The organism is Deltaproteobacteria bacterium, from assembly GCA_016183175.1.
Taxonomy (GTDB): domain Bacteria; phylum UBA10199; class UBA10199; order UBA10199; family SBBF01; genus JACPFC01.
Map to the genome: position 1 here is coordinate 1 of JACPFC010000048.1, position 5,980 is coordinate 5,980.

Below are 5,980 nucleotides of genomic sequence, written 5' to 3' on the forward strand. Positions count from 1 at the left end.
CTCGCCGTTTGCCGCCATTGCGCCTATTACGAGGGCAATTATTGCGGGGTCCAAACCCTGTTCAAACCCGGGTGAATCGGGAGTTTTTGAGAATCCCGCGTTACATCCCTCCCCCATAAAGCAGACAGGCGGCGCCGGCATAACTGCCGGCGGTATCGTTGCCATAAGCCCCAACCAGTATGTGAGGTGATTTACTTGCCTGTCCCCTAAATTCCAGCGCCAGGGCGGCGCAGGTGGAGTTGAGGACATCAGGCGGCAACCGATAAATATGCCGAATAACTGTGGGAAGGGGGAATTCTTTCGCCTTCTTCGCGCAGGCCATCGAGATGAAATTCAACCGCTTCCCGCATTCTTTTTATAACCGTGTTTTTTGTTTTTGCCGTGGCGATACAACCGGGCAGGTCAATATCCTTTTTTTTTTTTTTTTTTTACAATAAGAAATCTTTTCATTTATAGCCTCCCTGTTTCAAAATGCTGTTGAGCGTCCCCCGTGCCAAGTCGTCACTTGGCTTACCGGCTATGGTGATAAGGCCCGGCTTTGCGGGATGTTTATATTGCCGGTGGCTACCTCGTGTTCGGACCAAAATCCAACCGTCCTGTTCTATTCGTTTTATTATATCACGAATCTTCATTCGGGAAAGGCGGTTTTAATCACGAGGTTTCCAACAAATCAACTCGGAAATATGGCTTCGGCGGTAATCAGTCTTACATCCCTCCCCCATAAAGCAGATACGCCGCGCCGGCAAGCAGTCAGTGTTTTTAATTGAAGGGTTGCCGTATTGCTGGTAGTCATCGTCCATGGCCGTGCTTGAATGGGTGATCTCGGTTGATGGTGTTCCAATACGCCTGACGGACGAGCGATGGGCTCACATCACGGAATCCCACGATTACATGGCGGGGCATCTGGAGCTAGTATTGGAAACTATCGGATCGCCGGACAAAATTGCGAAGGGAACCCATTCGGCGCATATTGCCGTGAAAAAATTTGACCATACCCCTCTGGGCCGGAAGTATGTTACAGTGGTATATCGGCAGGGAGTCAAAGACGGTTATGTTATTACCGCTTTTATGACTTCAAAACCGGGCAAGATATTCAAGAAAGGAGTGATATGGAGCAGGCAAGAGAATTAGAATCGGCTGTGAAATCTTTTCTCCCTTACATTCTGAAAAAAAAGGCTGAGCATCTGTGGATCGATTATGACAAAAAAGTGGATGTTCTCTACATCAGTTTTCGTAAACCCCAGAAAGCGGCTGATAGTGTAATGGAAGGGGATTTTATTTTTCATTACTCCAGGAAGAAAATTGTGGGAATCACCGTTCTCAACGCCAAAGAAAAGCTGTAGTTGTTTACGTTGTCCCTCTCACCCACGCACCGATTAAACCTGCGCACCCAGGCACCTGAATCACATCCCTCCCCCGTAAAGCAGATACGCCACGCCGGTGGCAGTTCGGCTCCGGTTACGAAGTTGCCCAAGTTGCCGGTTGTACTCCGGCAACAATTATGTTAAACAACTGAAAAGGAGTTGTTTTTATGTATCAGGCTTTTGAAGCCATTGTCTCCAAGGGAAAAATAAAACCGGTTGAAAAGATAAAATTAAGGGAAGCAACCCGGGTTTTGGTCACAATTGTTGACCCGGGGGAATATCCGGGCGCCGACTGGAAAAGGCTGAAAAAATGGATTTCCCGCCAGAGACGGTCCAAAAAATTCACTTCGCACCATTCCATTGATGACGCCGGACAGCATCTCCGCACCCTTCTCAAGAAATGAGAATAGACTATCTTTCCCGTTTCGATCGGGCCTTTAAAGAACTTCCCTTGTCATCGCAAAACGATGTCGTGTTGGTCATTGAGAAATTCCTCGATCAGCTTCAAAAAGGCACGCGGTCACAAGGAATCGGATTTCGGAGATTAAAAGGAAATATATGGGAAATCCGTTCCGGTCTTCAGTATCGTGTGCTTTTGGAATTAAACAAAGACTGGATCAGCTTTTTGTTTGTCGGCACGCACGATGAGGTAAGAAAATTCCTTCGGCATTGTTGAAGTCGATGCGGGCCAAACTCACATCCCTCCCCCATAAAGCAGATAGGCGGCGCCGGCAGAACTCCCCCCTGCATCTTCCCCATAAGCCCCCACCAGAATATCGCTAAACCCATCCCCATCCGCATCCCCGGCGCCGGAGACAGAACCAGCATAATCGGAAGCCGCCTCACCCGTTAATTTGGCGTCGGCGGAAGAGAGAGACATCGTGCCGCTGACAGAACCGTAAACCAGATAGGCGGCACCGACGGCACTGCCGCCGGCAAGAAGGCTACCGGTACCGTTGTAACGAGCCCCCACCAGGATATCACTTAACCCATCGCCATTTGCATCCCCGGCACTGGCAACTGAGGAACCTGCATTATCGTAAGCCGTTTCCCCCGTTAATTTTGCAGAGGCAGTAGAAAGAGATCCTGTCCCACTGACAGGGCCTAAAACCAGATAGGCGGCGCCGGCATCAGAGGCCCCGCCCGCGTCATTACCCCTAGCGCCCACCAAGATATCGCCTAACCCATCGCCATCCACATCCCCGGCACCGGAGACAGAGTAACCAGCCCAATCGGAAGCCGCCTCCCCAATCAGTTTGGCATCGGCGGAGGAGAGGGAGATGGTGCCGGAGAGACTGCAACCATTATCGGTCCCATCACAGTCGTTATCGATGAAGTCGTCGCAGACTTCCGTTTCGCCCGGATTGGCGAGGGGTTCGGCATCGTCACAATCGGTGCTGTCAGCTACATAACCCGAAGGCTCGTCGCAGGCCGCAGTTGAGCTGGCCGGATCCCCGTACCCATCGGCATCCGCGTCGGCATACCAGGTGGAGGCGTCTGCCGCATCGTCTTCGTCAGTCACCCCGTCACAGTCGTTATCAATGGTATCACAGACCTCGGTCTCCGCCGGATTGACAGCGGAATTGGTGTCATCGCAGTCGCTGTTGTCGGAAAGGTATCCCGATGACTGACTGCATTGCGTGACACTTGTTGAGGCAGAACCAAAACCATCTGCATCGCCATCGGCATACCAGGCAGGGGCATCCACGGCGCTTGATTCGTCGATGGCGCCGTCACAGTTGTCGTCTTGGCCGTTGCAATATTCCAGCGCCCCGTAATAGATACTGGACTGGGTATCGTCACAGTCGGTGGAGTTATCTACATAACCGGTCGGCTCGTCGCAGGCGACGGCAAAGACGGCTGAATTTCCCTGGCCGTCCCCATCGCTGTCCGCATACCAGGTCAGGGCATCGACCGCCTCGTCTTCATCGGCCACCCCATTGCAATTATTATCAATCGTGTCGCAAACCTCGGATTCCGCCGGATTGGCCAACGCCTCGGCATCATCGCAATCGGTTGAATCGGCGACATATCCGGAGGGTTGGGCGCAGGATTGAGCCGCGTTGGTGGGATCGCCAAACGAGTCTCCGTCGGTATCCGCATACCACGTCGACGCATCCACGGCGGTCGATTCGTCGATGGAACCGTCACAATTATCGTCCGCGCCGTTGCAATATTCCGTTGCCCCAAGATAGATGCTCGATTGGGTATCATCGCAATCCGTTGAATCGGCAACGTAACCGGAGGGCTGAAGACATGAAAGGGCGGTATTGATAGGATCGCCAAACGAGTCTCCGTCGGTATCCGCATACCACGTCGCCGCATCGACTGCAGAGTCTTCATCGATGACACCGTCACAGTTGTTATCAAGAGAGTCGCAAACCTCGCTCTGCCCCGGGTTGGATAAAGGCTCGCTGTCATTGCAATCGGTAGCATCGGCGGTGTACCCGGTGGGTTGGGTGCAGGCCACTGCAGGGCTGTCTACATTTCCAAAGCCATCTTCGTCACTATCGGCATACCAAGTGGGGGCATCCTCAGCGGTCGACTCGTCGATGGAACCGTCGCAATTATCGTCCGTTCCATTGCAATATTCCGTTGCCCCAAGATAGATGCTCGATTGGGTATCATCACAATCGGTGTTGTCGGTCACATAACCGGAAGGCTGTGTGCAGGCTAAAACGGAAGAGGCTAAATTCCCATAACCATCGCTGTCCGTATCCGCATACCAAGTTGGGGCATCAGCGGCGGAATCTTCGTCCATGGTTCCGTCGCAGTTGTTATCCAGACCGTCACAGACCTCGGTCTCATCGGGATTGGACAGAGTTTCATTATCGTCACAGTCGTCGGAATCGGTTACATAACCGGCAGGCTGGCTACAGGCCAAGATTGAGGAGGCTAGGTTGCCGAAGCCGTCTTCGTCCGCGTCCTCGTACCAAAGAGGAGGCGTCGCTATCAACGGGGTCTTCGTCGATCACACCATCACAGTCGTTATCGAGGCTATCGCAGATTTCCGTGGCGCCGGGGTAGACGGTGGCGTTGCCGTCGTTGCAGTCCCCATCGGCCTCGGTGAAGGTATCGGCGTCGTTATCGGGATTTTTGTAAACGGTCAGCCCCCCGTCAGGCTTGCAACCGAGCATAAGAAAAGTAAGAAGATTCATAATAGCCCCTTTCTACACCCATTATTATCGGTTCGGCGACGATTTTGTTGCGTGAAAAATGAACCCCAAATTCGTTGCCAAGATATTTGGCAAGGATTTTAAGCGGTTACAAGGGAAATTTTTTTCATTTTTCCGATTTTGAGGCGACTTGCCGGCTTTATCTTGCTGATAACTCCCCTGTCGGGGGAGTTACAAACATCCATTCGCTTCCAGATCGTTTCCCGCCAGCGCCAGGGCGGCGCAGATGGAGTTGAGGAACTTCTTCGTTGGAAAGAATTCTGTTCAAATCCACACGATTTTTACGAGGCCTTTTTGTCCAACCGGTCTGAAATCGTTGTCTTTTGTGACAAGAAAGGCGCTGTTGAGAATTTCCCCGTCGTCAAGAGCATGGCATCGGTGAGGTCATCAATAAAACGAATGGGGTATTGGAGCAAGGCGCCATACACTTCGTTGGCCTTTTCCAGGCCGTCTCTTTTTAAGACGCCGTAGTAAACTTCGCCCAGATTAACCCGATGCATTCCGCAATCTTTTTTCAGAATACGGGCCACTTTTTCGGCGCCGGCTTCATCCCGCAGATAGCAAAGCAGGGCCGATGTATCCAGGATGTAGAGGCTCATGCGGAAATCAAACCCGCTTTTTGTCGCGAGCCCGGTCCTTTTTCAATTCTGTTTGGGTGAACAGGGAGTTTTTGAGAATCCCGCGGGATTCTTTAAGCGGATTTTTGGAGCGGGCTACCAGAAGAAGAGCCCCTCCCATATCAATCCACAACGCCCGGCTCCGGGGCCAAAGGTGGTATCGTTGCCTCAACTCACAAGGGATGACTATCTGTCCTTTTGTTGAAATGGCCGACTGATTCATGGGTTGAGTAATACTCCTTGAAGAATAGTATTACTTGGCGGAGAAGAGGTCAAGAATAAAATCTTGCGCCCTGACCTGCGCACCCAAGCACGCGGGCACCCGGGCACTCAAACACAGCCTTTACAAACACCCATCCGTCGTCAGATCGGCGCTCGCCAGCGCCTCGACGGCGCAGTAGGCGTTTTGGATTTCTTCTTCCGACAGGGCCTTGTTGTAGAGGGCGACTTCGTCGATCAATCCTGGGAAATAGCGACCAGCGGCGCCATCCCAGCCGATGCGAAGCGGAGTGTCGTTAGGTGTCAGCGAAGTGGCCGTTTCATTATCAGTCCCCGTGAGACCATCCATGTAGCAGATCCTGTCGGTCGTTGCCTCATCATAAGAACCAGCCACGAAGTGCCAGTTCTCGGCGCCCACCGCGGTGTTGGTTACATAGCAAAACGGGGCTCCAATATAGAAATATATCGTTGCCGTATCCTCATCGGCCACCATGCTCATTCCATATGTGGCGTCACCCCCTCCCCCAACCTTTCCTTTAGAAAGAATCGCTCTCTCGTCTGACTCAATCACATCGGGCCGAACACGCGCCGTGATCGAAACAGC

Annotated in this window: 9 protein-coding genes and 1 pseudogene; 4 read left to right on the forward strand and 6 right to left on the reverse strand. The window is 52.4% G+C overall.

Annotated features, from left to right (window positions below; all coding sequences use genetic code 11):
- Window positions 1-248: 248 nt before the first annotated feature.
- Window positions 249-407 (reverse strand): type II toxin-antitoxin system HicB family antitoxin, encoded by a 159-nt coding sequence (locus HYU99_05685; protein MBI2339839.1) that lies wholly within the window; start codon window positions 405-407, stop codon window positions 249-251.
- Between the two features lie 39 nt (window positions 408-446).
- Window positions 447-632: a type II toxin-antitoxin system HicA family toxin gene (locus HYU99_05690; GenBank protein MBI2339840.1), complete on the reverse strand. Its 186-nt coding sequence runs from the start codon at window positions 630-632 to the stop codon at window positions 447-449.
- A 166-nt stretch (window positions 633-798) separates the two neighbouring features.
- Between HYU99_05690 and HYU99_05695 the strand changes: the two genes are divergently transcribed.
- The 4 genes from HYU99_05695 to HYU99_05710 all read left to right on the forward strand — a co-directional run bounded on the left by HYU99_05695 (window position 799) and on the right by HYU99_05710 (window position 2,040).
- Window positions 799-1,131 (forward strand): hypothetical protein, encoded by a 333-nt coding sequence (locus HYU99_05695; GenBank protein MBI2339841.1) that lies wholly within the window; start codon window positions 799-801, stop codon window positions 1,129-1,131.
- Window positions 1,110-1,343, forward strand: a complete 234-nt coding sequence (locus HYU99_05700; GenBank protein ID MBI2339842.1) for a DUF2283 domain-containing protein — start codon at window positions 1,110-1,112, stop codon at window positions 1,341-1,343. Before HYU99_05695 ends, HYU99_05700 begins: the two co-directional genes overlap by 22 nt.
- Before the next feature lie 188 nt (window positions 1,344-1,531).
- A complete protein-coding gene (locus tag HYU99_05705; GenBank protein ID MBI2339843.1) occupies window positions 1,532-1,768 on the forward strand; it encodes an antitoxin family protein in 237 nt (78 codons plus the stop codon).
- Window positions 1,765-2,040, forward strand: a complete 276-nt coding sequence (locus HYU99_05710; protein ID MBI2339844.1) for a hypothetical protein — start codon at window positions 1,765-1,767, stop codon at window positions 2,038-2,040. Before HYU99_05705 ends, HYU99_05710 begins: the two co-directional genes overlap by 4 nt.
- Before the next feature lie 18 nt (window positions 2,041-2,058).
- Here HYU99_05710 and HYU99_05715 read toward each other — a convergent pair whose 3' ends face one another.
- The 4 genes and pseudogenes from HYU99_05715 to HYU99_05730 all read right to left on the reverse strand — a co-directional run.
- On the reverse strand, window positions 2,059-4,248 hold the full coding sequence (locus HYU99_05715; protein MBI2339845.1) for an FG-GAP repeat protein: 2,190 nt from the start codon (window positions 4,246-4,248) through the stop codon (window positions 2,059-2,061).
- Between the two features lie 94 nt (window positions 4,249-4,342).
- Window positions 4,343-4,426: pseudogene (locus HYU99_05720) on the reverse strand (putative metal-binding motif-containing protein).
- Window positions 4,427-4,821: 395 nt separating this feature from the next.
- Window positions 4,822-5,139, reverse strand: a complete 318-nt coding sequence (locus tag HYU99_05725; GenBank protein MBI2339846.1) for a PIN domain-containing protein — start codon at window positions 5,137-5,139, stop codon at window positions 4,822-4,824.
- Window positions 5,140-5,500: 361 nt separating this feature from the next.
- Window positions 5,501-5,980, reverse strand: a 480-nt coding sequence (locus tag HYU99_05730) for a LamG domain-containing protein (GenBank protein ID MBI2339847.1), incomplete at its 5' end; no start/stop codon positions are given.